The organism is Pseudomonas sp. S3E12, from assembly GCF_001702295.1.
Classification (GTDB): Bacteria; Pseudomonadota; Gammaproteobacteria; order Pseudomonadales; family Pseudomonadaceae; genus Aquipseudomonas; species Aquipseudomonas marginalis.
Genome location: NZ_MBDT01000035.1, coordinates 64,182 through 86,463 on the forward strand (window position 1 = coordinate 64,182; position 22,282 = coordinate 86,463).

General features: G+C 62.3%; 22 protein-coding genes and 1 pseudogene. 12 read left to right on the forward strand and 11 right to left on the reverse strand.

The features are described 5' to 3' along the window. Positions 1-47 precede the first annotated feature (47 nt). On the reverse strand, positions 48-758 hold the full coding sequence (locus tag BB029_RS29580; RefSeq protein WP_065941964.1) for a histidine phosphatase family protein: 711 nt from the start codon (positions 756-758) through the stop codon (positions 48-50). Between the two features lie 195 nt (positions 759-953). Here BB029_RS29580 and sohB point away from each other — a divergent pair, with 195 nt between their 5' ends. Next, on the forward strand, positions 954-1,979 hold the full coding sequence (gene sohB / locus BB029_RS29585) for a protease SohB (protein WP_027608646.1): 1,026 nt from the start codon (positions 954-956) through the stop codon (positions 1,977-1,979). Between the two features lie 250 nt (positions 1,980-2,229). On the opposite strand, the gene BB029_RS29590 is transcribed toward sohB, so the two are convergent. After that, on the reverse strand, positions 2,230-3,738 hold the full coding sequence (locus tag BB029_RS29590) for an MFS transporter (RefSeq protein ID WP_065941965.1): 1,509 nt from the start codon (positions 3,736-3,738) through the stop codon (positions 2,230-2,232). Positions 3,739-3,888: 150 nt separating this feature from the next. Here BB029_RS29590 and BB029_RS29595 point away from each other — a divergent pair, with 150 nt between their 5' ends. Further along, positions 3,889-4,785, forward strand: a complete 897-nt coding sequence (locus BB029_RS29595) for a LysR substrate-binding domain-containing protein (RefSeq protein WP_027608644.1) — start codon at positions 3,889-3,891, stop codon at positions 4,783-4,785. On the opposite strand, the gene dhaL is transcribed toward BB029_RS29595, so the two are convergent. From dhaL to BB029_RS29630, 7 genes are all read right to left on the reverse strand, one after another. Next, complete coding sequence (dhaL, locus tag BB029_RS29600) at positions 4,742-5,389, reverse strand: dihydroxyacetone kinase subunit DhaL (RefSeq protein WP_065941966.1); 648 nt, start codon at positions 5,387-5,389, stop codon at positions 4,742-4,744. The genes BB029_RS29595 and dhaL overlap by 44 nt on opposite strands. Before the next feature lie 3 nt (positions 5,390-5,392). Further along, complete coding sequence (locus BB029_RS29605) at positions 5,393-6,394, reverse strand: dihydroxyacetone kinase subunit DhaK (RefSeq protein ID WP_065941967.1); 1,002 nt, start codon at positions 6,392-6,394, stop codon at positions 5,393-5,395. Positions 6,395-6,537: 143 nt separating this feature from the next. After that, positions 6,538-7,653 (reverse strand): alcohol dehydrogenase catalytic domain-containing protein, encoded by a 1,116-nt coding sequence (locus tag BB029_RS29610; protein WP_065941968.1) that lies wholly within the window; start codon positions 7,651-7,653, stop codon positions 6,538-6,540. Positions 7,654-7,680: 27 nt separating this feature from the next. Continuing rightward, the gene (locus tag BB029_RS29615; protein WP_065941969.1) at positions 7,681-8,436 is read right to left on the reverse strand and encodes an SDR family oxidoreductase; all 756 of its coding nucleotides are present in this window, start codon (positions 8,434-8,436) and stop codon (positions 7,681-7,683) included. Positions 8,437-8,525: 89 nt separating this feature from the next. Further along, a complete protein-coding gene (locus BB029_RS29620) occupies positions 8,526-9,533 on the reverse strand; it encodes a substrate-binding domain-containing protein (protein ID WP_027608639.1) in 1,008 nt (335 codons plus the stop codon). Positions 9,534-9,569: 36 nt separating this feature from the next. Beyond that, the gene (locus tag BB029_RS29625; protein WP_027608638.1) at positions 9,570-10,547 is read right to left on the reverse strand and encodes an ABC transporter permease; all 978 of its coding nucleotides are present in this window, start codon (positions 10,545-10,547) and stop codon (positions 9,570-9,572) included. Next, a complete protein-coding gene (locus tag BB029_RS29630) occupies positions 10,544-12,031 on the reverse strand; it encodes a sugar ABC transporter ATP-binding protein (protein WP_065941970.1) in 1,488 nt (495 codons plus the stop codon). The genes BB029_RS29625 and BB029_RS29630 overlap by 4 nt, the downstream gene beginning before the upstream one ends. Before the next feature lie 283 nt (positions 12,032-12,314). Between BB029_RS29630 and rpiB the strand changes: the two genes are divergently transcribed. The 3 genes from rpiB to BB029_RS29645 all read left to right on the forward strand — a co-directional run bounded on the left by rpiB (position 12,315) and on the right by BB029_RS29645 (position 15,801). Then, complete coding sequence (gene rpiB / locus BB029_RS29635; RefSeq protein WP_016969738.1) at positions 12,315-12,776, forward strand: ribose 5-phosphate isomerase B; 462 nt, start codon at positions 12,315-12,317, stop codon at positions 12,774-12,776. Positions 12,777-12,839: 63 nt separating this feature from the next. Further along, positions 12,840-13,820 carry a sugar-binding transcriptional regulator gene (locus BB029_RS29640; protein WP_027608636.1) on the forward strand — a complete coding sequence of 327 codons (981 nt, stop codon included), beginning with the start codon at positions 12,840-12,842 and terminating at the stop codon, positions 13,818-13,820. Positions 13,821-14,232: 412 nt separating this feature from the next. Beyond that, positions 14,233-15,801, forward strand: a complete 1,569-nt coding sequence (locus BB029_RS29645) for a TerC family protein (RefSeq protein WP_065941971.1) — start codon at positions 14,233-14,235, stop codon at positions 15,799-15,801. A 55-nt stretch (positions 15,802-15,856) separates the two neighbouring features. Here BB029_RS29645 and BB029_RS32630 read toward each other — a convergent pair. Both BB029_RS32630 and BB029_RS29650 read right to left on the reverse strand, forming a co-directional pair. Continuing rightward, positions 15,857-16,111 (reverse strand): annotated as a pseudogene (locus BB029_RS32630) (thioredoxin family protein); the annotation flags it as partial. Positions 16,112-16,186: 75 nt separating this feature from the next. Beyond that, complete coding sequence (locus BB029_RS29650; RefSeq protein ID WP_027608634.1) at positions 16,187-16,435, reverse strand: hypothetical protein; 249 nt, start codon at positions 16,433-16,435, stop codon at positions 16,187-16,189. Between the two features lie 332 nt (positions 16,436-16,767). Here BB029_RS29650 and BB029_RS29655 point away from each other — a divergent pair, with 332 nt between their 5' ends. The 7 genes from BB029_RS29655 (at position 16,768) to BB029_RS29685 (ending at position 22,279) form a co-directional block, all read left to right on the forward strand. Beyond that, positions 16,768-17,616 carry a transporter substrate-binding domain-containing protein gene (locus BB029_RS29655; protein ID WP_065941972.1) on the forward strand — a complete coding sequence of 283 codons (849 nt, stop codon included), beginning with the start codon at positions 16,768-16,770 and terminating at the stop codon, positions 17,614-17,616. A 52-nt stretch (positions 17,617-17,668) separates the two neighbouring features. Then, positions 17,669-18,331, forward strand: coding sequence for an amino acid ABC transporter permease (locus tag BB029_RS29660; protein WP_027608632.1), 663 nt, complete (start codon positions 17,669-17,671; stop codon positions 18,329-18,331). Between the two features lie 11 nt (positions 18,332-18,342). After that, complete coding sequence (locus BB029_RS29665; RefSeq protein ID WP_065941973.1) at positions 18,343-19,005, forward strand: amino acid ABC transporter permease; 663 nt, start codon at positions 18,343-18,345, stop codon at positions 19,003-19,005. Further along, positions 19,002-19,784 carry an amino acid ABC transporter ATP-binding protein gene (locus tag BB029_RS29670; protein ID WP_065941974.1) on the forward strand — a complete coding sequence of 261 codons (783 nt, stop codon included), beginning with the start codon at positions 19,002-19,004 and terminating at the stop codon, positions 19,782-19,784. Before BB029_RS29665 ends, BB029_RS29670 begins: the two co-directional genes overlap by 4 nt. A gap of 16 nt (positions 19,785-19,800) precedes the next feature. After that, positions 19,801-20,190: a RidA family protein gene (locus BB029_RS29675; protein WP_010210958.1), complete on the forward strand. Its 390-nt coding sequence runs from the start codon at positions 19,801-19,803 to the stop codon at positions 20,188-20,190. A gap of 106 nt (positions 20,191-20,296) precedes the next feature. Beyond that, complete coding sequence (locus tag BB029_RS29680) at positions 20,297-21,061, forward strand: IclR family transcriptional regulator (RefSeq protein WP_065942123.1); 765 nt, start codon at positions 20,297-20,299, stop codon at positions 21,059-21,061. A 9-nt stretch (positions 21,062-21,070) separates the two neighbouring features. Next, positions 21,071-22,279, forward strand: a complete 1,209-nt coding sequence (locus BB029_RS29685) for an amino acid deaminase (RefSeq protein ID WP_065941975.1) — start codon at positions 21,071-21,073, stop codon at positions 22,277-22,279. Positions 22,280-22,282: the final 3 nt, after the last annotated feature.

Sequence of the window (22,282 nt, forward strand, 5' to 3'; positions counted from 1 at the left end):
CCTTTTATGGTGAGTCCAGTGACCTTGGGGTCACGGTTGGCCGCACTTCATCGGAAGGTGATGAGTTGCGGCGCCTTCAACAGTTGCAAGTGGGTGTGACTGTTGAAGGAAGCCAGTGCCACCTCGCGACCGCGGAATTTCAGCTGGTTGAGCGAGGTGTTAACAATTTGCCAGTTCAGTTCGAAGGCCTGGGCGGCAGGCATCCGGGTAATCAGGTGGAGCAGGGCGGTGATGGTGCCGCCGGAGGTGAACACCGCGATCTTCTGCGTGTTGTCCGCCGCTTCAAGAATGCGTTGCAGGCCACCCTGGACGCGCTCGACGAACCCCAGCCAGCTCTCCAGTCCCGGTGGGTCATAGGTGCCGGCCAGCCAGCGTTCGATGATCAGGGCGAAAATGCGTTGGAATTCGCTGCGGTTTTGCGCAGCGTTGCGCAGGATGTCCAGGGCGTCGGGTTCGCTGCCGAGCAGGTCGGGGAGCAGGGCGCGGATGATTGCGTCGGCGTCGAATTCGTTGAAGGCGCTGTCGGTTTCCAATGCAGGTACCGGCAGGCCGAGGGCGCTGTATTGATCGAAGGCGGCAGTGGCGGTGTGCTGCTGGCGGCGCAGGTCGCCGGCGATGCAGCGGTCGAACACCAGGCCCATATCCGCCAGGTGGCGGCCGAGCACTTGCGCTTGTTCCACGCCGACGGGCGACAGCACGTCATAGTCGTCTGCACCGAAGGAGGCCTGGCCATGTCGAATCAAATAGATGCTGCCCACGTCCGTTTTCCCGGTACGTTGAAAGTCTGGCGAGGTTATGAGGATGCCAGGGTGCTGTCAATGAAAAAACATACGCTTGTTTTAAAAGCTCGTTGGAGCGCGTTCCTGCTGGCGGTTTGAGCACTGGTCGCCCGGCGATCCCGTCGGTATGCTTGGGCAATCCGCGCCTGGCGCCGTGCATTGTTAAGGAGACACATGGATTTTTTGGCTGAATACGCGAGCTTTCTGGCGAAGACCGTCACCCTGGTGGTCGCTATTCTGGTGGTCTTGATCAGCTTCGCGGCACTGCGCAGCAAAGGGCGTCGCAAGGCCGCCGGCCAACTGCAGGTCAGCAAGCTCAATGACTTCTATAAGGGCCTGCGTGAGCGCCTGGAGTCGAGCCTGCTCGACAAGGAGCAGCTCAAGGCCCTGCGCAAGTCCGAAAGCAAAGCCGAAAAGAAGAACGGCAAGAAGAAGCCCGAGGCCAAGCCACGGGTGTTCGTGCTGGATTTCGACGGCGACATCAAGGCCTCGGCCACCGAGAGCCTGCGCCATGAAATCACCGCGCTGCTGAGCCTGGCCACGCCCAAGGACGAAGTGGTGCTGCGCCTGGAAAGCGGCGGCGGCATGGTCCACAGCTACGGCCTGGCGTCGTCGCAATTGGCGCGTATCCGTCAGGCGGGCGTGCCGTTGACCGTGTGCATCGACAAGGTCGCGGCCAGCGGCGGCTACATGATGGCGTGCATCGGCGAGAAGATCATCAGCGCACCGTTTGCCATCCTCGGCTCCATTGGCGTGGTGGCGCAGTTACCCAACGTCAACCGCCTGCTGAAAAAGCACGACATCGACTTTGAAGTACTGACCGCCGGCGAGTACAAGCGCACCCTCACGGTGTTTGGCGAAAACACCGAGAAGGGCCGCGAGAAGTTCCAGGAAGACCTGGACATCACCCATCAGTTGTTCAAGAACTTCGTCTCGCGTTATCGCCCACAGCTGGCGATTGACGACGTAGCGACCGGAGAGGTGTGGCTGGGTGTTGCCGCGCTGGATAAGCAACTGGTCGACGAACTGCAAACCAGCGACGAATACCTGGCCACCAAGGCCAAGACCGCCGAAGTGTTCCACCTGCACTATGCCGAGCGTAAAAGCCTGCAGGAACGGGTGGGCCTGGCGGCCAGCGGCTCGGTCGACCGGGTGCTGCTGACCTGGTGGAGCCGCCTGACCCAGCAACGCTTCTGGTAAGCCCCTTTGGGGGATAGCTAATACCTGTGGGAGGGGGCTTGCCCCCGATGGCGGTGGGTCAGACACAGTTGCATTTACTGACACACCCTCATAGGGGCATAGGTATCTACACAACGTTGGCTCAACGCTGAACGCCCGGCAGATAGGGCTGTTGTGGTGAGCGGGCTTGTCGAATCGTCGCACCGCCCGCTCGCCACAGTTACAGTGTTCCTCCTTAACTGACTGGTATTAGGGCAAGCCCCCTCCCACATTAGTTCGGTGTGGGAGGGGGCTTGCGCATCAGCCTCCCCACCACCAGCGCTCCGAGCAATCCCAATAACCCTGCCACCCACAACACCCCGCTGAACCCGTCCACAAACGCCTGCCGCGCCAGCGGTTGCACCATCGCCCGTGCCGGCTCCGGCAACAAGCTCATTGCCGCCGGCATGTCCCCGGCCACCACCCGTGAAGCAATCCCCGCCACCTGCGCCTGCCATTGCGTGTCGATACGTGCGCGCAACACATGCTCGCTGTGGCTGCTCAGCAGTGCGCCATACACGCCAATCGCCAACATGATCGCGCTGAACCGCATGGTGGTGCTCATGCCCGACGCCATCCCCGCACGGTCCCGTGGCACGCAGGCCATGATGTTTTTCTGGGTATCGCCATTGAGCAAACCCGCACCGGCACCGGTGACGGCAATCGCCAGGGCGAAGGGCAGATAGCCGCCGATACTCACCGCCCAGGCACTCAGCAGGTTGCCGCAGCCCACCAGGGTCAACCCGGCCGCCATCATCGTTGCCGGTGCGAAGCGCCCCGCCAGCCGCGCGCCGATCCGGGGGCAGACCAGCATGGTCAGGGCGAACGGCAGCATGCCCAGGCCCGAGGCAATCGCGGAGAAACCCAGGCCGTTCTGCAGATAGAACGGCAGCAGCGTCATCATCACTTGGGCGCAGCCAGCGTAGGCAAACATCCCGAGCAAGGCGCCGATAAAACGCGGGTGGCGAAACAGTTGCAGGTCCACCATGGGCCGCTGCTGCACACGTTCGACCCCTACAAATACACCCAGCAACACCGCACCGCCGATCAGGCGCGCATAGGTCAGCGGGTTATCCCAGCCGATACGGTTGGCCTCGATCAGGCCCCAGATCAGGCACAACAGGCTCGCGCTGAAGGCCAGGCTGCCCCACGGGTCGAGGCGGGCGGATTGGCTATCGCGGGATTCCGCAATCGCGTGCAGCACCAGGCTCATCAGCGCCACGCCCACGGGCAGGTTGAGGTAGAAAATCCAGCGCCAGCCCAGGTACTCGGTGATCACGCCGCCCAGGGTCGGCGCGGCCGTCATCGCCACGCCCATGCAGGCGCCCCAGAACGCCCAGGCCTTGGCCCGCTCGACTTCATCGTGGAAGGTGTGGCCAATGGAGGCCAGGGCTGACGTGAGCAATAACGCTGCACCGACGCCCTTGACCGCGCGGGCGATGTCCAGCCACAACGCACTCGGCGCCGCCCCGCAGCCAAGGGAGGCGAGGATAAAAATACTCAGGCCCCAGACCAGGGATTTCTTGCGTCCGAACCGATCGGCCAGGCTCCCGGCCGGCAGGAGCAAGGCGGCAAACGCCAGCATATAGGCGCTCACCACCCACTCGATATCGGCAAAGTTCGCCCCCAGGTCGCGAGCGATGCTCGGCAGGGTCACGGCGACGATATTGGTGTCGAGCACGATCAGCGAGCAGACACCGGACGCGGTCAGCAACGTCAGGCGTGGGCTGACCCGGCTCATGATTGGATTACCTTGCAGGCAATAGGGGGGATGCAGTTGACGGACATCACAAGGGCTCTGCAGTGTTGAGGAGCTTCGAGCTTATCCCTGGCAACTGCTGGTATTGTTAGCCGCTGTGGAGCACTTCATTACCTTTGAGCTAATCCTGTTATGGATATCCGCCATTTCCGCTACTTCCTCGCCGTGGCCCGGCAGCGCAACTTCACCCGTGCCGCCGAGCAATTGGGCATTGCGCCGCCGACCCTGAGCCGGCAGATCCAGGACATGGAAACCAGCCTGGGCACGCGCTTGTTTATCCGCCGGCAACGCGAAGTCAGCCTCACTGAAGCCGGCGCCGCCTTGCTGGTCGAGGCCGAAGCCACCGTGCGCCAGTTCGAATTCGCCCAGCACCATGCCCAGCGCGCCGGGCGTGGCGAGATCGGTCATATCGAATTGGGTTACGTCGCCTCGGCACTGTACGCCGGGCTGTTGCAGCGGCAGATGCGTGCGTTCGGCCAGGCATTTCCCGACGTCAGCGTGACGGTGCGCGAATGCGCCATGGCCACGTTGCCGAGTGCGGTGGCGGACGGGCGCTACGACATCGGCTATATCCGCTCGCCGATGACCTTGCCCGAGGGGGTGGAGGCGGTGCGCCTGGACGGCGAAGGTTTTGTCCTGGCGCTGCCCCAGGACTCCTGGCTGCTGGGGCTCGCGGCCATTGGCTGCGAACACCTGCAAAACGAGACATTTATCCTGCCGGAGCAAATCAGCGGCACCCTGCATGTCGCCGCGCAAGGCGGTTATGCCCCGCGCCTGGGGCCACAGCCGGGCGGGCTGGTCGCGGTGGTGGCGCTGGTGTCGATGGGGCAGGGCGTGGCGGTGGTGCCCGCGTCAATGGTCGGGCATGTGCAGTTGCCGGGCGTGGTGTATCGCAGCATTCAGGGCTGCGACGCGTCCTCGTGGCTGTCGCTGATTCACCGGCGCTTCGAGAAAGCGCCGGCGGTGGCGCGGTATATCCAGCAGGTCAAGCACTCAGGCGCGGCTGCACCGAATCCGCCAGGCGCGTAAGGATCAGGCAGCACGACACCGCCCCCGCATCCAGCACGCCCAGTGAGCGCTCGCCCAGGCGACTGGCGCGGCCGATCTTCGCCACCAGGTCCTTGGTGGAGTCGCGCCCCTGGGAGGCGGCGGTTTTCATTGCCTCCAGTGCATCGCTGAAGGACGCCCCCGAGGCGTGCGCGCGCTCGAAGGCTTCCACCGCCGGGATCAATGTGTCCATCAGGCACTTGTCGCCCACGCCCGCTTCGGTGATGTCCTGCAGCGAGGTCAGGCCGCCGCGCAACAGGTGGGCGAAGGTGGCTGCGTCGATGTCGTCACGGCCGCGCACTTCGTCGGCCATGCCGATAAACAGGCTGCCATACAACGGCCCCATGGAGCCGCCGATGCCTTCCATCAGGCTCAGGGTCAGCTCATCCAGGGCTTCGGCGAGGGGCAGTTGGCGACCTTCGATCATGCGCCCGCAATGGGCGAAGCCCTTGGCCATGTTGATGCCATGGTCGCCGTCGCCAATTGCGCCGTCGACTTCGCTGAGGTATTCACGGTTGGCCACGATCACGCTAACCAGGTCGGTGACGATGGCGCTGCCGTGGTGGCTGGAAAAATGCTGGCTCATGGTTCAGTCCGCCTGGGTCATGCCGATGGAGCGGCAGGGTTGGTCGATCAGGGTTTTCAGCTCCGCGTCGAGGCCGAGCAGGGTCAGGGTCACGCCCATCATTTCCAGGGAGGTGAAGTAGTTGCCGACGTAGCAGCGGTGAATCTTCAGGCCCTTGGCGTTGAGTTGGCGTTCCACCTCGGCGTAGAAAATATACAGCTCCATCACCGGCGTGGCGCCAAGACCGGAGACCAGCACCACCACGCTGTCATCCTGGCTGAAGTCACGGTCGGCGAGGATCGGCGCGAGCATGCGCTCGGCCATGGCGGCGGCGGACTCAATGGGGATGACCTCAATGCCCGGTTCGCCGTGATGGCCGATGCCCAGTTCCATTTGGCCGTCGGGGATCTGGAAGTTGGGCTTGCCCACGGCGGCAATGGTGCAGGGCGTGAGGCCGATGCCAATCGAGCGGCAGTGGTCGACGGTTTTCTGCGCGACGCGAATCACGCCGTCGAGGTCGTAGTGCTGGGCGGCGGCGGCACCGCCGATCTTCCACATGAAGATTTCCCCGGCCACGCCGCGACGCTTGGCGATCTCGGCCTTGGGCGCGGAGGCCACGTCGTCGTTGGCGACCACGGTGCGGATGCGCATGTCTTTGCTGGCGGCCATTTTCATCGCCAGCTTCACGTTCATATTGTCACCGGCATAGTTGCCGTACAGGCAGGCCACGCCGGCGCCATGGTCGGCGGCGCGGAAGGCGTCGAAAAAGCTCTTGGCGGTGGGCGAGGAGAAAATCTCACCGACGGCCACCGCGTCGACCAGGCCGGGGCCGACATAGCCGAGAAAGGCCGGCTCATGGCCGGAGCCGCCCCCCGTGACAATGCCGACACGCCCTGGCCCGGAAGGCCTGGCCTTGACGATCACCCGTGGGTTGCTTTCGTACTGGCGCAGTTCGGGGTGCGCGACCAGGATGCCGCGCAGCATGTCCTCGACCACTTGGTCCGGATCGTTGATGACTCGATTCATAACGCGGGTTCCTGTGTTCTTTTTGTAGGGGCGAGCTTGCTCGCGAAAAGCGTGAAGACATCGCGTTTACCCAGAAGCCCCGCGTTATCGTTGTCGACCTTCGCGAGCAAGCTCGGCTCCTGCAGTAAAGCGGTTGTGTATTCCTAGGGTTCGAGTACAACCTTGAGCGACTTGTCGCCACGCTCCATCACCGCAAACGCTTCCTTGAAGTCCGCCAGGGCGAACTTGTGGGTGACTACATCGCGCATATCGATCTTGCGGTTGCCGATAAAGTCGATGGCCCGCGGGTACATGTAAGGCCCCAGGTGCGAGCCGAGGATGTCCAGCTCCTTGCGGTCGCCGATGATCGACCAGTCCACCGTGGCCTCGTCGTTGAACACGCTGAACTCCACGAAGCGCCCCAGCTTGCGCAGCATCGCCAGACCCTGGTTCACCGCCTTGTGGTGCCCGGTGGCCTCGATATAGATGTCGCAGCCATAGCCGTCGGTGATCGCGCGGATGTTGGCCAGTACGTCCACTTCGGCCGGGTTCCACACTTCGTCGGCGCCCATGCGCAGGGCGAGGGCGGCGCGTTCGGGTTTCATGTCGAGCACGATGAGTTTTTTCGGGTTGCGCAGGCGTACGGCGCCGATGATGCCCAGGCCCAGGGTACCGGCGCCGGCGACCACCACGACGTCGTCATGGTCGACGTTGGCGCGTTCCGCCGCATGCAGTGAGCAGGCCAGGGGTTCGATCAGGATCGCTTCGTCGGGGGCGATGGATTCCGGCACTTTGTGAATGATGCCTTCCTTGGTGAAGATCATGTACTGGGCCATGGCACCCTGCACATTGTTCTGGAAGCCATAGAGGTCGTGTTTCTGGCACATCCAGTACTGGCCGTGGTTGCAGAAGCGACAGCCCCAGCACGGCACGATCTGCTCCGAGATCACCCGGTCACCGACCTTCACGCCGCGCTTTTCCGCGCCCGGGCCCAGGGCCACCACGCGACACACGAACTCATGGCCGGGGATCATCGGCGGCTTGACGTAGCGCGGTTGCTCGGCATCGCCCCAGAACGACGGCGCGCCGCGATAGGTCTTGATGTCGCCCATGCAAATGCCGCACAACTCGACCTTGGTGAGGATCTCATCGGGGCCGGGCGCGGGCACGTCGACGGTTTCCAGGCGATAGTCTTCCGGGCCATGGCAGACCACGGCCTGCATGGTTTTCGGGATGACCGGCAAGAGTTGTTCGGGTGTGCGTTCGGTGACAGTGGACATGACAAAACCTCACGACAGATAAATGAATTACTGAATGCTGTAGCCGCCGTCGATCACCAGGTTGGCGCCGGTGATCATCTGCGCAGCATCGCTGAGCAGGTACAGCGCCAGCCCGGCGATTTCCTCCGGCTGCGCAAAGCGGCCCGCCGGGATCTGCAATTTGGCCCGTTCGCCGACTTCACCGGCCCAGGCCTTCTTGCCCAGCGCGGTCTCGACGATGGTGGGGGAGATGGCGTTGACGTTAATGTGCGGCGCCCATTCCATGGCCAATACCTTGGTCATGCCGACGATGGCCGCCTTGCTGGCGCAGTAGGCGACGTGGCGGTCGAGGCCGATCACCGCGGCCTGGGACGCGAGGTTGACGATGCGCCCGCTGCCCTGGGCGAGCATGTGCCGCGCGCAGGCCTGGGCCACGAAAAAGCTGGCCTTGAGGTTGATGTCCAGGGTGGTGTCCCAGGCGCTTTCGCTGACATCGACGGCCTTGTCCAGCAGGGCCACGCCGGCGCTGTTGATCAGGTAGTCCAGGCGTTGGAAGTGTGCGAAGACCTGGTCGATGGTGTGTTGCACCTGGTTGATCCGGCTGAGGTCGACGGCAATGCCCAGATGCCCGGCACCCAGGCCTGCCGCCACTTCAACCACCGCCGGGTCGCGGTCGAGCAAAGCCACGCGAGCGCCGCGCTCCACCAGCAGGCTGGCACAGGCCAGGCCGATACCGGCGGCGCCGCCGGTGATCACCGCGCAACGGCCGTTGAGGTCGAAGGCTTGGTTCCAGAATCCAGACATTTACATGACTCCATTTTCGAAAACAGTGAAGATCTCATGTGGGAGGGGGCTTGCCCCCTCCCACACTTGACTGTATTTCAAGCCAATGACTACTTACCGCCACTGACCTGTTTGTACAGCGCATCGGCGTTGGCGTTAGTGACGGGCACCCACGGCAGGATGTAGGTCTTGGCCGTGCCATCGCCCCATTTCACGTCCTTGGCATAGCGCTCCCAGATCACCGACTGCGGCTTGTAGTCCTTGCCGGCCAGTGCGCGCAACGCCACGTCCAGTGCGCCCTGGGACTGGGCCTGGGCGTCCTGGAGGAAGGTGGTGACTTCGTCTTTTTTCGCCGCCTGGATCGCGTCCGGCATGCCGTCGATGGACGTGACGGGTACATCCTTGGAGGTCAGGCCGTGGGATTTGAGGGCCTGTACGGCGCCGAGGGCCATGTCGTCGTTCTGCGCGATCACGCCGTTGATGCCTTTGGGGTGGGCGTTCAACCAGTCTTCAGTCAGCGCCAGCGCCTGGGCGCGGTCCCAGTTGGCGGTCTTCTTCTCGATGATCTTGATGCCAGGGTGCTTGCCCAGCACTTCCAGCTCGCCTTTCTCGCGGTCGATCTGCGCCGACTGGCCAATCGGGCCCTGGATGATCACCACGTTGCCCTTGCCGTTGAGCTTGTCGACCATGGCCTGGGCCTGCAGGCGGCCACCTTCCACATCATCGTTACCGACGTAGGGCACCGAGGCGTCGGCGACCTTGGTGTTGGAGGCGATAACCACCACGTCGTTGCTCATGGCTTGCTTGACCGTGCCGACGCCGGCCTTGGTGTCGATCGGCACGAACAGGATCGCGTCGTAGCGCTGGGTCACCATGTTTTCGATCTGGTTGTTCTGGGTCAGGGCGTCGTAGTTGCCGTCGAACACGGTCAACTGCACGGTGCCATCCTTGACCGCCGGGTGTTCCTTGAGCTCGCGGACCCAGTTCTGCATGAATTGGCCCTTGAGGCCGTAGACGGCCGCGCCGACCTTGTAGGTCTTGCCATCGGCGGCCATTGCGATACTGCCGGCGAGCAGGGAGAGAGCCGCCGCGGCGGCCAGGGTGGTACCAAGTTTCATGGGGGGAACTCCGGTTATTGTTGTAGTGGTCGTTCTCTAGCGTTTTTTCTTGCGCCACACGTCGATCAGTACTGCAAACACGATGATCAGGCCCTTGGCGACCTGCTGGTAATAGGAGGACACGCCGAGCAGGTTCAGGCCGTTGTTGATCACGCCGATCAACAACGCGCCGAACAGCGTGCCGACGATGCTGCCGGTACCGCCCGACAGGCTGGTGCCGCCGATCACCACGGCGGCAATCGCGTCCAGCTCATAGGACACCCCGGCCTGGGGCAGGGCGGAGGTGGTGCGTGCCGACAGCACCACGCCGGCCAACCCGGCGAGCAGGCCGGACACCACGTACACCGAAAACATCACCTTGCGCACGCCGATCCCGGAGGTGCGCGCGCTTTTTTCATTGCCGCCCACCGCGTACACGTAGCGGCCGTAGGTGGTGTAGCGCAGCACCATCCAGAAGATCAGCGCGACCACCGCAAAGATGATGATCGGCACGCCAATCGGGCCGATCTTGCCGATGCCCAGGGCCAGGTAGGCGTCGGGCAGGTCGGTGATCGGGCTGCCGTCGTTGAGGATGAAGGTCATGCCGCGGGCAATGCTGAGCATGCCGAGGGTGGCCACGAACGGTGGGATCGACAGGTTGGCGACCATAAAGCCGTTGACCACGCCGAGCATCGCCCCGGCAAACATCCCCGCACTCACCGCCGCCAGCAGCCCGTAGCCCTGGGTCGCGACCATGGCGCTGCACAATCCGGCAAAGGCCAGGATCGAACCGACGGAGAGGTCGATGCCCTTGGTCAGGATCACGTAGGTCATGCCCACCGCGAGGATGCCGTTGATGGAGGTCTGGCGCAGGATGTCCATCCAGTTGCGCCAGGTCATGAAGTACTCGCTGGAAAACGCCATCACCACGCACAGCAGGATAAACACCAGCGGCAGGCCGAAGCGGTCGAGGGACAGGCGCAGGCGGTTGCGCGGTGCGGTGGTGATAGGGGCGGCAATGGTTTTGGCGTTCATGAGGCAAGACTCAACAGGGCTTCCTGGGAAAGGGCGGTGTCGGTGCTGATGGTCACCAGGCGGCCGCCCTTGAAGACGGCGATGCGGTCACTCAGGTGCAACAGTTCCGGGGCTTCCGACGACACCACGATGGCGGCGCCACCGGCGCGCACGAATTGATCCAGCAGGTGGTAGATCTCCTGCTTGGCGCCCTCATCGATACCCCGGGTCGGCTCATCGCAGAGCAGGCACACCGGTTCGGTCGACAGGCATTTGGCGAGCACCACTTTCTGTTGGTTGCCGCCGCTCATGGACGCCACCGGCAGTTCCAGTGAGGTGGTTTTGATCTGCAGGCGCTTGACCATGTCCTGGGCCAGTTGGGTTTCCTTGCGCGCATTGATCAGCGACCAGCTCGACAGGCGCTTGTAGGCCGACAGCGCAATGTTGGAAAGAATGCTGCCGGTGAGCACCAGGCCGCTGTCCTTGCGGTCTTCGGTGACCAGCGACATGCCGGCATTGATGGTCGCCTTGGGCAGGCCCACGGGCATGGGCTTGCCTTGCAGGGTGACGCTGCCGGAGTCGGCCACGGTCAGGCCATAGATGCAGTTGAGGAATTCACTGCGCCCCGAGCCCATCAGGCCGTAGATGCCGAGGATTTCACCCTGGCGCAGTTGCAGGCTGATGTCGTGGAACTCGCCGGCGCGGCTGAGGTTGTCGACTTGCAGGCAGGTGTCGGCGGCGCATTCGCGGCCGACCTTGTGGTCGATGCGGGTCAGTTCCTGGCCAACGATGCCGCGCACCAGGTGGTCGCGGTCGATATCGGCCATGCGTCCGCTTTCCACAAAGGCGCCGTCGCGGAAGATGCTGTAGTCATCGGCGATCTGCGCCAGTTCGCTCAAGCGGTGCGATACATAGACGATGCCGGCGCCCCGCGCGGTGAGGCGGCGAATCGCCTTGAACAGGGTTTCGGCTTCGCGCTCGCCAATGGCCGACGTTGGCTCGTCCATGATCATCACCTGGCAGTCATGGCTGAACGCCTTGGCGATTTCCACCAGCTGGATCTGCGCCACGCTCAGGCGGTGCATGGGGCTGCTGGCGTCCACCTCGAATTCCAGGCTTTCCAGCAGCTCGCGGGTGCGGCGGTTCAAGGCCTTGTTGTCGACGATGCAGCCGGCGCGGCGCGGTTCGCGGCCCAGCCAGATGTTTTCGGCGACGGTCATATAGGGGATCGGTTCCAGTTCCTGGGTGATCATCGCGATCCCCGCCGCGAGGGCTTCGCTGGGGCGATTGAACTGTACGGCGGTGCCGTTGAGCAGAATGCTGCCGGCATCACGCGGGGTGATGCCCATCAGGATGCTCAGGAAAGTCGACTTGCCTGCTCCGTTGCCGCCGCACAGGGCGTGGACGCTGCCGGCCCGTAGAGAGAGGCGCCCGTCACGCAGGGCAGGGATCCCCGCGTAAGCCTTGGCGACGTGTTCAGCCTGGAGCAGTAATGGCGTGGCCATCGGCGTGTCCTCGTGCTGTGAATTCTTATTAGGTCGCACAGTCATGTTTCGCTGTGATCATATGTGTATCAAATGAAATTCTGATCAGTCAATCTCTTTCATGTAAATGCGGTGATTCTGATCTTTTTCGCCAATTACCCTTTTTTAGAGCGCTTTGACTGACAGGTCAGTTAAATCTCGCTTGACAGAAGAGGGGTAACGCCTGCGAAATGAATGAGAGAAATTTCATTGAGTGATCAATTGATCAGTCGTAAGCACCCTCACGGCAGCGGAGCCAGACACCATGAACACACCTTTCCCGGTGGCTATCGGATGCGATGAAGCGGGTTTTGAGCTCAAGGAGCTGTTAAAGCGCCATATCGAGGCGCTGGGCTATCCGGTGACCGACTTCGGCACCCATTCCACCGCGCCGGTGTTGTACCCGGACATCGCCCTGGCCGTGGCCACCGCCATCAACGCCGGGCAGCAGCGCCTGGGCGTGCTGGTGTGCGGCACGGGGATCGGCATGGCGATCTCGGCCAACAAGGTGCTCGGGATTCGCGCGGCCCAGGCCCATGACACGTACTCGGCAGAGCGGGCGCGCAAGAGCAACGATGCGCAGATCCTCTCTATCGGCGCGCGGGTGATCGGCGCCGAACTGGCGAAAAGCATCGTCAAGTCGTTCCTGGAGTCGGAGTTCGAGGCGGCCCGTTCCGGGGCCAAGGTCGAGCGCATCAATGCGATCGAGCGCGATGGGCATCAATAGTGGACGTAGCAGGGCAAGAGTCGGGAGAATGCGCCTTTGACGCCGAAACGGAAGCCCGTCCCCATGAGTGACAGTACCCAGCGCATGGCCAGCGATATTGATCAGATGACCGAAGTGGCGATGCTCTATTACCTCGAGAACGTCACTCAGGAAGCCATCGCCAAGCGCTTCGACCTGTCCCGGGCCAAAGTCAGCCGATTGCTCAAGCGCGCGCGGGATGAAGGCATTGTCGAGGTGCGCGTCTTGCAGCATCCGGCGATGAACAACGAGCTGGAACAGGCCTTGGTGGCGCGCTTCAAGCTGGATCGCGCGTTGATCGCGGTCGACCACAGCGACCCCGATACCCAGCGCTCGGCCGTCGCCAGCCTGGTGGCCAACTACCTGAACAAGACCTTGAGCGACGGCATGATCGTCGCCGTGGGCATGGGCCGCAACGTCGGCGCCGTGGCCGATAACGTGTTCCTGCCGGTGACGCGCAACTGCACATTTGTCTGCGCCATTGGCGGTTCGCTCAAGGCTGGCGAATACATGAACCCCGACCATATCTGCCGGCGCCTGGCCCTGCGCTTTGGCGGCGAGAGTGAAAGCCTGTACGCCCCGGCCCTGGTGGCCAACCCGGAGTTGCGCGGAGTGTTGATCAACAATGACACGGTGCGCTCGACCCTCGACCGTGCGCGGCGGGCTGACATGGCGCTGATCGGCATCGGCGACATGAGCGAGAACAGCAATATGGTGCGCATGGGCTGGTTCTCGCCCCAGGAGATCGCCCAGGCACGCCTGTCCGGTACCGTGGGCGACATGATGGGCTATGACTTCATCGACATCCACGGCCAGCCGGCAGTCAACGCGATCCAGGGGCGAGTGATCGGGCTGACGGTGCAGGAGTTGTTCCGCATCCCGGACGTGGTGGCGATTGCCAGTGAGAACACCAAGGCGGCGGCGACGTTGGGGGCGTTGCGGTCGGGGGTGATCAATACCCTGGCGACGACGGTGACGAATGCCCACACCATCCTGGCGCTGGACGATGCAACCCGTAAAACCTGACACGCCCTTATCTGGGCATAGGTATCTACACAGCGTTGGCTCAATGCCGGACGCCCGGCAGACAAGCCCGCTCACCACAGAGATTTGGCAGGATCTTAAAAGTTGTGCAGATACCCATGCTCATCGGGGGCAAGCCCCTTCCCACATGATTTTGTGTGGGGTTCGAAGACAGGTTTTGTAATAGTTTTGCGTTGTAGGGAATTTGTATTTCGCCTGTAGGATTCAAGTCCTTTTGTTATTTCAGGACCTGCATGAACATCCTCTTGGAGCCTCCCAGTCGTCTTTCCCCAAGACATCCGCTGCCGCTGTTCCCGCTGAAACACCTCGTATTCCGACTGCCAGCCTTGTCCCGGTCCACTGACCGCGCCTTGCCGTGCCCGGCATTCTGAAACCTGTAGAGAGATTTGTATAAATGGAATGGTTAGCGGATCCAACGGCCTGGCTCGGCCTGTTGACCTTGATTGTGCTGGAACTGGTGCTGGGCATCGACAACCTGGTGTTTATTGCAATCCTGGCCGACAAGCTGCCGCCGGAGCAGCGCGACCGTGCGCGCTTGATCGGGTTGTCCCTGGCGTTGCTGATGCGCCTGGGCCTGCTGGCGAGTATTTCCTGGTTGGTGACCCTGACCCAGCCGCTGTTCGAGGTGTTCGACAAGAGCTTCTCCGGCCGTGACCTGATCATGCTGTTCGGCGGTGTGTTCCTGTTGTTCAAGGCCACCATGGAATTGCACGAACGCCTGGAAGGCCATGTGGCCCAGCGCACCGGCAATGTGGCATACGCGATGTTCTGGCCGATTGTGGCGCAGATCGTGGTGCTCGACGCGGTGTTCTCCCTGGATGCGGTGATCACGGCCGTGGGTATGGTGGATGAGTTGGCGGTGATGATGATCGCGGTGATCATTTCCATCGGTCTGATGATCGTCGCGAGCAAGCCGCTCACACGCTTCGTCAACGCCCACCCGACGGTGATCATGCTGTGCCTGGGCTTCCTGATGATGATCGGTTTCGCCCTGACCGCCGAAGGCCTGGGTTTCCATATTCCCAAGGGCTACCTGTACGCAGCGATTGGTTTCTCGATCCTGATCGAGGTGTTCAACCAGATTGCCCGCGCGCGTCGCAAGAAGTCGGCCCAGGGCGTGTTGCCGGTGCGTGAACGCACGGCCCATGCGGTGATGCGCTTGCTCGGCGGTCGCAGCCTGGCGGTGGAGGAAGTGGGTGAAGAGGTGGCTGACCTGTTGGGCGAGACGGATGCCGCCCAGGGGCCGCTGTTCGACCGACGCGAGCGGGTGATGATCAGCGGTGTGCTGCAACTGGCCGAGCGGCCGATTCGCAGCTTGATGACGCCGCGGGCCAACGTCGACTTTATCGACCTGGCGGACGACCCCGACACGATTCGCTTGAAGCTGATGCATTCGTCCTATTCGCGCCTGCCGTTGATCCGCAATGGCGCGGTGGATGAGCCGCTGGGCTTTGTGCACAAGAAGGAATTGCTCAAGGAATACCTGGCCGGCAACGAGCCGAACCTGGAGCATCTCGCACGTCGGGCGATCAACCTGCTGGAGAGCTTTTCGATCCTCAACGCCCTGGAGCAGATGCGCCAGGAATCCACCCATATCGCCTTCGTGATCAACGAATTCGGTGACTTCATGGGCGTACTGAGCATGACCGACATTCTTGAATCCATTGCCGGTGAGTTGCCGGATGCCAGTGAGATCGAAGGGCCGGATATTGTCGAGGAGGGCGCGGGTTTTCGTGCCAATGGCGCCCTGAATCTCACCCAGATTCGTCAGCGTACCGGCTTCAAGGCCGTCGCGACCGAGGATTATCAGACCCTGGCCGGTCTGGTAATGAGCCTGCTCGACCGCCTGCCGGTGGTGGGCGATGACCTGGAGCATGAGGGCTGGCGCCTGACGGTGGCTGCGGTGGAGGAGCGGCGGGTGACACAGGTGCTTTTACATCGTGGCCAAGGGCATAGTGATTGAAGGTGTTCTCTAAGAACAATGGTTGCTCGGCCTTTGGACCGAAGCTCTTGATTTTTTCCTTCAAGGCGCCGTCGCGAAAGACCAATAGCGTGGGGGTGCCCGTGACTTCCGGGTGCCTTGGGGTGCGCGCGCAGTCCAGTATCAGGCTGACCACGGACGGGTATTTTCCGGCGATCCGTTTAAACAAAGGTGCCGAGCCTGCGCAGGCAGCGCAATGCAGCGAGACAAACAACATGAACACCGGGTGTGAAGTGCTGAGCACCCGTTGATAGTCCTCGGCATTGGCGATGGTACCGTTGGTGTACCCCATGACAGTGTTCCTCCCGGACAGCGCTGGTGTGTGCCAACGCTAGGTCGGTAGGTCGCTGTCGTCTACTGTCAACCTTCACAGGTCTGCCTCACGCTCCACACGTTCCCGGGCCTTGCGCGCCTGGTTTGCGCACTTGCGGTATTCCTCATTGTCCCGGGAGGCCTTGGCCCGGCGGTAGTCGTGGTGGTTCTGGCTGGTGTAGTTGGTGTCGAAGGCTTCCTTGAGCCTGCGCAGTTCTTCCTTGCAGTCGCGGCGGTCGTTGCTGGCCGACGCGTTGCCGGCTGCCAGCAAGGTGAGCACCACCAGGGTAAGACATGACTTCATCAGGGCAGGGTCCTTGTCGGCAGGGATGTGCCAAGGCTAGTCCAGCGTGGGAATTTTTCCACGCTGCACGCGCACTGCAACGGTGCGCGGTAACGCTGTTGCAGTGCGTCCGCCGAGACCTGTCACCGCCTTATGGGGCCCTGGGTAGCAAAGTGATTGCAGGTGCTGGCGTAGCGCCTTGTCTCCCAGAAATATTTATCTATCTGATTTAACAAGCCTTTATCCCAGGCATGTTTTTCTGCGGGTGCGTGTGGCACACTTTCTGCTGTCTATTCCGTTGTTACATACTAAGTTCCGGTATAGCGGAATACACAACTCCTGGAGTGCTTGTCATGCATCACCGACCTTCCGTGTTCAAAGCGTGTGTTTTTCTCTTCGCCGCATCGGCTTCCCTCGCAGGCATCGTGCAGGCGGCGGACAGCAAGCTCGATGATGTGCTCAAGCGTGGGCACCTGATCGTGGGTACAGGCAGTACCAATGCGCCGTGGCACTTCCAGGGAGCGGATGGCAAGTTGCAGGGGTTTGATATCGACATCGGCCGCATGGTGGCCAAGGGGTTGTTCAACGACCCGAGTAAGGTCGAGTTTGTGGTGCAGTCGTCCGACGCACGCATTCCCAACCTGCTGACCGATAAGGTCGACATGAGCTGCCAGTTCATCACCGTCACCGCCAGCCGTGCCCAGCAAGTGGCGTTCACGCTGCCGTACTACCGCGAAGGCGTGGGCCTGCTGCTGCCGAACAACAGCAAGTACAAGGAAATCGAAGACCTGCAGGCAGCGGGCGATGGCGTCACCGTGGCGGTGCTGCAGAACGTGTATGCCGAAGAACTGGTGCACCAGGCGCTGCCCAAGGCCAAGGTCGACCAGTACGACAGCGTCGACCTGATGTACCAGGCGGTGAACTCCGGTCGCGCCGATGCCGCCGCCACCGACCAGTCCTCGGTCAAGTACCTGATGGTGCAGAACCCCGGCCGCTACCGCAGCCCGGCCTACGCCTGGAGCCCGCAGACCTACGCGTGTGCGGTCAAGCGTGGCGACCAGGACTGGCTGAACTTCGTCAACACTGCGCTGCATGAAGCCATGACCGGTGTGGAATTCCCCACCTACAAGGCGTCGTTCAAGCAGTGGTTCGGTGTGGACCTGCCGGAACCTGCCATCGGCTTTCCCGTCGAGTTCAAGTGATTCGTGAAAACCGGGGCGCCGCCAACGGCGCCCCCATCAGGTACTGCTGACCATGAACTATCAGTTGAACTTTGCCGCCGTGTGGCGCGATTTCGACACCTTGCTGGCGGGGCTCGGCCTGGGCCTGCAACTGGCATTGCTGTCGATCGCCATCGGCTGCGTGATCGGCCTGTTGATGGCGTTTGCCATGCTGTCCAGACACCGCGCGTTGCGAATCCTGGCCTCGGTGTATGTGACGGTGATCCGCAATACGCCGATCCTGGTGCTGATCCTGTTGATCTACTTTGCGTTGCCCAGCCTGGGTATCCGCCTGGACAAGATCCCGTCGTTCATCATCACCCTGTCGCTGTACGCCGGTGCCTACCTGACCGAAGTATTCCGCGCCGGGCTGTTGAATATTCCCAAGGGCTTGCGCGAAGCCGGACTGGCCATCGGCCTCGGCGAATGGCGGATCCGTGCGTATATCACCGTGCCGGTGATGCTGCGCAATGTATTGCCGGCGCTGTCGAACAACTTCATTTCGCTGTTCAAGGACACGTCCCTGGCCGCCGCCATCGCAGTGCCCGAGCTGACCTATTACGCCCGCAAGATCAACGTCGAAAGCTACCGGGTGATTGAAACCTGGCTGGTCACGACCGCGCTCTACGTGGCGGCCTGTTACCTCATTGCCATGCTGCTCCGTTACCTGGAGCAGCGTCTGGCGATCCGTCGTTAAGGAGGGTGTCCATGTACGAGTCCCCCAGCTGGCTGCATGAGTTGTGGATCGCCCGGGATACGCTCTGGGCGGGGTTTCAGGCCAGTGTCGCGGTGTCGGCGCTGGCGATTATCTTTGGCACGCTGATCGGTATCGTCGCCGGGTTGATCCTGACCTACGGCAAATTCTGGATGCGCGCACCGTTTCGCCTGTATGTCGACCTGATCCGTGGCACGCCGGTGTTTGTGCTGGTGTTGGCGTGTTTCTACATGCTGCCGGCGCTCGGCTGGAAAATCACCGCGTTCCAGGCCGGCGCCGTCGGGCTCACACTGTTCTGCGGCTCCCACGTGTCGGAAATCGTGCGCGGTGCACTGCAAGCCATTCCCCGTGGGCAACTGGAAGCGGGCAAGGCGATTGGCCTGACATTCCGGCAATCCCTGGCCTATGTGCTGCTGCCCCAGGCGCTGCGGCAGATCCTGCCGACCTGGGTCAATTCCTCGACGGAAATCGTCAAGGCCTCGACCTTGCTCTCGGTGATCGGCGTGGCCGAATTGCTGTTGAGTACCCAGCAAGTGATCGCGCGTACCTTCATGACCCTGGAGTTCTACCTGTTCGCCGGGTTTCTGTTCTTTGTCATCAACTACGCCATCGAGTTATTCGGGCGCTACATTGAAAAGCGGGTGGCCTTGCCATGAACCAACCTCAAACAACCGAGCCGCTGCTGGACATCCGCGGCCTGCGTAAACAATACGGTGAGGTCGAAGTGCTCAAGGGCGTCGACCTGTCCATGGAACGCGGCAACGTGGTGACGTTGATCGGCTCCAGCGGCTCGGGCAAGACCACCTTGCTGCGTTGCGTCAATCTGCTCGAAGAGTTCCAGGGCGGGCAGATCACCCTGGATGGCGAGTCCATCGGCTACAGCGACATCGGCGGCAAGCGCGTGCGTCACCCCGAACGCGTGATTGCCCAGCACCGGGCGATGACCGGCATGGCGTTCCAGCAGTTCAACCTGTTTCCCCATCTGAGCGCGTTGCAGAACGTCACCCTCGGCCTGTTGAAAGTTAAGAAAATGCCTAAGGACGAGGCGGTGGCACTCGCGGAAAAATGGTTGGACCGTGTAGGACTTCTGCAGCGCCGCGATCACTTTCCCGGCCAGCTGTCCGGCGGCCAGCAACAGCGTGTGGCGATAGCCCGTGCCATTGCCATGAACCCGAGCCTGATGCTCTTCGACGAAGTCACTTCGGCCCTCGACCCGGAATTGGTGGGCGAGGTGCTCAGTGTGATCAAGGGCCTGGCGGAAGAGGGCATGACCATGTTGCTGGTCACCCACGAAATGCGCTTTGCCTATGAAGTCTCGGACAAGATCGTCTTCATGAACCAGGGCCGGATTGAAGAGCAGGGCTCGTCGAAGGACATCTTCGAGCGGCCGCAATCGCCGCGCCTGGCGGAATTTCTCAAGAACATTCGTTTTTAATCAGGAGCATCGTTTTATGAGCATCACTCGTTACGGAGCCGGCAGTACGGCCGGCGGTGGCCAGCCGCGTCCCTTCGCCCGCGCGGTGGAAGCGGACGGTTGGCTGTACGTCTCGGGCCAAGTGCCTGCGGTGGACGGCGAAATCATCACCGGCGGGATCATCGAGCAAACCCGGCAGACCATGCGCAACGTGGTAGCGATCCTCGAAGAAGCCGGCTACGAGTTGAAAGACGTGGTGCGGGTCGGCGTGTGGCTGGAAGACCCGCGTGACTTCTGGAGTTTCAACAAGGTCTTCGGCGAATACTTCACCCCGGAACACGCCCCGGCGCGGGCCTGTGTGCAGGCCAACATGATGGTGGACTGCAAGGTCGAGATTGATTGCGTGGCCTACAAGAAAAAGGGCTAAATTGCCCCACTCTTAAGCCCACCAGAGATCAAATGTGGGAGGGGGCTTGCCCCCTCCCACAGTGGACCTGCGCCAGCCCTACCATTTCGACCGGACTGATATCGCCATGACCGAAGACACCATCAAACGCCGCGCCAAAGGCCTGGACCGTGCATTCGATATCCTCGATTTTCTCAAGGAAATCGGCCAGCCCCTGCGCCCGAATGATATTGCCAGCGGCATCGGCAGCCCCAAATCCACGGTCTACGAACTGGTCGCCTCCCTGTTGGAGCGGCGCATCCTCGAAACCGTGGGCAAGGACGGTCACGTCTACCTCGGCCGTCAGTTGTACTTCCTCGGCCAGGCGCACCTGCGCCATTTCGACCTGACCCGCGAGGCCGATCACGCCTTGCAGGAGATCGTCAGCCAAACCCACGAAACCGCGCAGATGTGCCTGCTCAACGGGCGCAAATACACGGTGGCGCTGATGCGCGAAGGCGAGCGGCATTTCCGTATTTCCTCGGACATCGGTGAAGACGCGCCGATCCCATGGACCGCCTCCGGGCGCCTGTTGCTGGGGCATTTGAGCGACCAGCAGATCATCGACCTGATCGACCACGACGACTTTATCCTGCCGGACGGCCAGCGCCTGCCGCTGGAGACCTTCCTCGCGCAAATCCGCCAGGCCACCCTCGATGGGTTCTTTTCCTTCGACAGTGTGGCCGACACCTTTACCCACTGCTTTGCCGCCCCGGTCCGGGACGCGCAGGGCGTCAGCATTGCGACGCTGTGCATCGTCGCCCCTCGGGCCGATGCGAGCAAAAACTACAACGACTATCGCCGGGTGTTGATCGACAGCGCCAACAACCTGGCCCGTCGCATCAACGAATAGGAGTTTTCCATGTCAGCCATCAATGCCGTTGAAAAGGGCGCCGCCGCCGTCGGTGCCTACCTGGTCCGTGACGTCAGCCTGCCCGCCCTGGTGCTGCACCGCGACGCCCTGGAACACAACATTCGCTGGATGCAGGATTTCGTCAGCAACAGCGGCGCGGAACTGGCGCCCCACGGCAAGACCAGCATGATGCCGGCGTTGTTCCAGCGCCAGCTTGCCGCAGGCGCCTGGGGCATCACCCTGGCCAACGCGGTGCAGACCCGCGCCGCCTATGCCGGTGGCGTGCGCCGGGTGCTGATGGCCAACCAGTTGGTGGGCGCACCGAACATGGCGTTGATCGCCGATCTGCTGGCCGACAAGGATTTTGACTTCCACTGCATGGTTGACCACCCGGACAATGTCGCCGACCTGGGCCTGTTCTTCGCCGCCCGTGGCCTGCGCCTGAACGTGATGATCGAATACGGCGTGGTCGGCGGCCGTTGCGGTTGTCGCAGCGAGCAGGAAGTGCGCGACCTGGCCAAGGCGATCAAGGCCCAACCGGCCCTGGCCCTCACCGGTATCGAAGGCTACGAAGGGGTGATCCACGGCGAGCACGCCATCAGTGGCATCCGCGACTTCGCCGCGAGCCTGGTGCGCCTGGCCGTGGACCTGCAAAACAATGGGGCCTTCGACCTGCCCAAGCCTATTATCACGGCGTCGGGGTCGGCCTGGTACGACCTGATCGCCGAGTCCTTCGAAACCCAAAACGCCGCCGGCCGTTTCCTCAGCGTATTGCGCCCCGGCAGCTATGTGGCCCACGACCATGGCATCTACAAAGAGGCGCAGTGCTGCGTGCTCGACCGTCGCGGCGACCTCCAGGAAGGCCTGCGTCCGGCCCTGGAAGTCTGGGCCCATGTGCAATCGTTGCCTGAGCCGGGGTTTGCGGTGATCGCCCTGGGCAAGCGCGACGTGGCCTACGACGCCGGTTTGCCGGTGCCGCTTAAACGCTATCGCGCCGGGATCCTGCCGGCGGAAGGCGATGATGTGAGCGCCTGCACCGTCACCGCCGTGATGGACCAGCACGCGTTCATGACCGTCGCGGCAGGTGTCGAGCTGCGCATCGGCGACATCATTTCCTTCGGCACCTCGCACCCTTGCCTGACCTTCGACAAGTGGCAGGTCGGCTGCCTGGTGGATGAGCAGTTGCGGGTGATCGAGTCCCTGGAAACCCGTTTCTGAGTG